The following is a 2,988-nucleotide window of genomic DNA, read 5'->3' as shown; positions in this document are numbered from 1 at the left end:
CGATAAAATCTTCGAGCAATACGCAAAATAATCTTTTCAGACGGCCTGAGTCTTTTATTGAAGGCTCAGGCCGTCTGAAATATTGATTCTCTTCAATCGACCGCTTTGGCGGTTGTCTTATAGTTTAAAAATATGAATTATCCGCCGTTACAAGGGTTTAAGCTGGTGTTGGCAACTTTGGCGCTCAGCTTGGCCGTATTTATGGAAGTCTTGGACAGCACCATCGCCAACGTCGCTGTGCCTGTTATTGCAGGGGATTTAGGTGCGGCTACCACGCAGGGGACTTGGGTGATTACCTCATTTGCCGTAGCCAATGCCATTTCCGTTCCCTTGACAGGTTTTTTGGCCAAGCGGTTTGGCGAGGTCAAAATCTTTATCGCCGCTGTGATCGGGTTTGTCGTAACGTCATGGCTGTGCGGTATGGCACATAATCTTCAAGCCTTGGTTTTTTTCCGTGTATTGCAAGGTTTCATTGCCGGGCCATTGATTCCCTTGTCCCAAAGCCTGTTGATGGCTTCTTATCCGCCTGAAAAACGAACATTGGCACTGGCCTTATGGGCAATGACCGTCGTTGTTGCTCCTGTATTGGGACCGATTCTAGGCGGTTGGATTTCGGACAACTGGCATTGGGGATGGATTTTCTTTATCAATATCCCAATCGGGATTTTATCCGCCTCCATTGCTTGGAAACAGCTTAGACACAGGGAAACCGAAATCGTCAGGGCGCCAATCGATTATGTCGGGCTGGTGTTGATGATTGTCGGTGTCGGCGCATTGCAAATGATGCTTGATAGGGGCAAGGAATTGGACTGGTTTGCCTCAGGAGAGATTATCGTTTTGGGCGTTACCGCTTTGGTGTTCCTGACATATTTTATTGTTTGGGAGCTGGGCGAGAAATACCCGATTGTCGATTTGTCATTGTTTAAAAATAGAAACTTTACGATAGGTGTTGTTGCGACATCCTTGGGCTTCATGGTTTATATGGGTACATTGACCCTGTTGCCTTTAGTGTTGCAATCAAATCTTGGCTATACCGCTACTTGGGCAGGTTTGGCTGCTGCACCGGTGGGCTTCCTGCCGATTATTTTATCGCCGATTATCGGTAAGTTTGGTAATCGCGTCGATATGCGTCTGTTTGTCAGTGCCAGCTTCTTGGTGTTTGCCTACACATTCCATTGGCGAACCGATTTCTATGCCGGAATGGATATGAGCAACGTTGTTTGGCCGCAGTTTTGGCAGGGTTTAGGCGTAGCCATGTTCTTCCTGCCTTTGACCAGTATTACCTTGTCGCATATGAAGGGCAACCAAATTGCCTCGGCCAGTAGCTTGTCTAATTTCTTGCGTGTCTTTATGGGTGGTGTCGGAGTATCTGTTGTCAGCACCATGTGGGAACGACGCGAAGCTCTACACCATACTCAACTGACCGAACATGTTAACTTGTTGTCCTCAATCAGTAACCAATCTATTCAAGGCATGATGGCCAATGGCCTGAGCAAAGAGCAAGCCCTGGCTGCGATAAATAGTACTATTTCCCAACAAGGCTTTATTATTGGTTCAAATGAAATCTTCTTGGCAGGCAGTATCATATTCATCAGTATGATCCCCATTATTTGGTTGGCAAGACCTCCGTTTAGCGGTTCCGGCGGGGGAGGGCATTAGATAAAAGGCCGTCTGAATTTCAGACGGCCTTTTATCTATATATTATTTAAGACTCAATAGTAGATCCCTAAATGCATTTGGATCTTTAATAAACGTCATTTCTCCTGATTGAGGGAAATGGAAATCAAGCAGGCGCGATACCCAGAAACGAATACATCCGGCTCTTTGTGCAGTAGGGAAATATGCACGTTCTTCATCAGATAATGGACGTACACTTTCATAGCCATGGAGAAAAGCATCATAAAGGACAGGGTCTAATTTGTTATCAGCTGTTCGTGCCCAATCGTTAACCGCAATTGCCAGGTCGTACATGAAATTACCGTTGCACGCATAATAGAAATCGATAAAACCGGAAACTTCATCTCCGTTAAGCAATACATTATCCTTAAATAAATCGGCATGGATAATACCGGAAGGTAAGTGCTCTCCTAGATTTTTATCTAAAGCAGTAATTTCAGATTGAAGCAGTTTGGCATCTTCGCTATCTAAAACCGGGAGCAACTGGGTGCAGGCATCATGCCACCAGCCATCATAACGGGGATTTTTCATTTTTAAAGGAAAATCTTGGCCGGCTAAATGCATTTTGGCCAACATCGCACCAGTGTGGAAACATTGTGCCTCAGTCGGCCAGCCGGTATCGGAGCCATTCAAACAAGTTACCAAGCAAGCAGGTTTTCCGGCTAACATAGAATGCAGTCCGCCATCTTTACGAGCAATCGGAGCGGCGCAGGCAACGCCATTTTGGCTCAAGTGTTGGTTTAGCTCTAAAAAGAAAGGTAGTTCCTCTGATTTTAAAACCTCAAAAACAGTCAACACATAACGACCGGTTGAGGTAGTCAGAAAATAATTACTGTTAGTAATTCCTTGAGCAATCCCCTGCAAAGAGACAAAATCTCCCAAATCATATTGCAGCAAGAAATCGCGCATTTGAGCGTCGGAAACACTGGTATAGACAGACATAGCAAACTCGAAGCTGATATAAAGGATCAAAGAAACATCATACCAAAAAACAAGCGGCAACAATATAAATTAAAGCGAAGGTCAAATTCAAAAGGCCGTCTGAGACCAAAATTTCAGACGGCCTTTAGTTTGTATTTTTTTGTATGTATGGATAGTGTGGGAGTTTGATAGTATTTTTTTAGAAATAAAAACCCTGTTAAAACAGGGAAGTGATTAAATTTCAGAAAATAATTTTGTGAAATGTGTTGACTGGTTTTGTAGGTAGGCGTATAGTTCGGTTCTTCGCTGCTGACGCGGTGAAGAAAACGAAGCAGACAGTATAACACAGTTAGTTAGAATTTTCGATAATTTTAGTTGACATTTGCTAAA

General features: G+C 43.9%; 2 protein-coding genes. One reads left to right on the top strand and one right to left on the bottom strand.

Going from position 1 to position 2,988, the window contains the following annotated elements; all coding sequences use genetic code 11:
• The first annotated feature begins 132 nt into the window (after positions 1–132).
• Positions 133–1,659, top strand: a complete 1,527-nt coding sequence (locus ACTHUE_RS14335; RefSeq protein ID WP_004521043.1) for a DHA2 family efflux MFS transporter permease subunit — start codon at positions 133–135, stop codon at positions 1,657–1,659.
• 42 nt (positions 1,660–1,701) lie between these two features.
• Here the strand turns inward: ACTHUE_RS14335 and thrB are convergent, their stop codons facing one another.
• Positions 1,702–2,619 carry a homoserine kinase gene (thrB, locus tag ACTHUE_RS14330; protein ID WP_039862560.1) on the bottom strand — a complete coding sequence of 306 codons (918 nt, stop codon included), beginning with the start codon at positions 2,617–2,619 and terminating at the stop codon, positions 1,702–1,704.
• Between the last annotated feature and the right edge of the window lie 369 nt (positions 2,620–2,988).

This window comes from Neisseria sp. P0021.S005, assembly GCF_051956955.1.
This window is presented reverse-complemented; position numbering and strand designations above follow the sequence as displayed.

Excerpts from the sequence above, each read along its gene's own strand:
- ACTHUE_RS14335 (WP_004521043.1), top strand. The coding sequence starts at position 133 with ATGAATTATCCGCCGTTACAAGGGTTTAAGCTGGTGTTGGCAACTTTG.
- thrB (WP_039862560.1), bottom strand. The coding sequence starts at position 2,619 with ATGTCTGTCTATACCAGTGTTTCCGACGCTCAAATGCGCGATTTCTTG.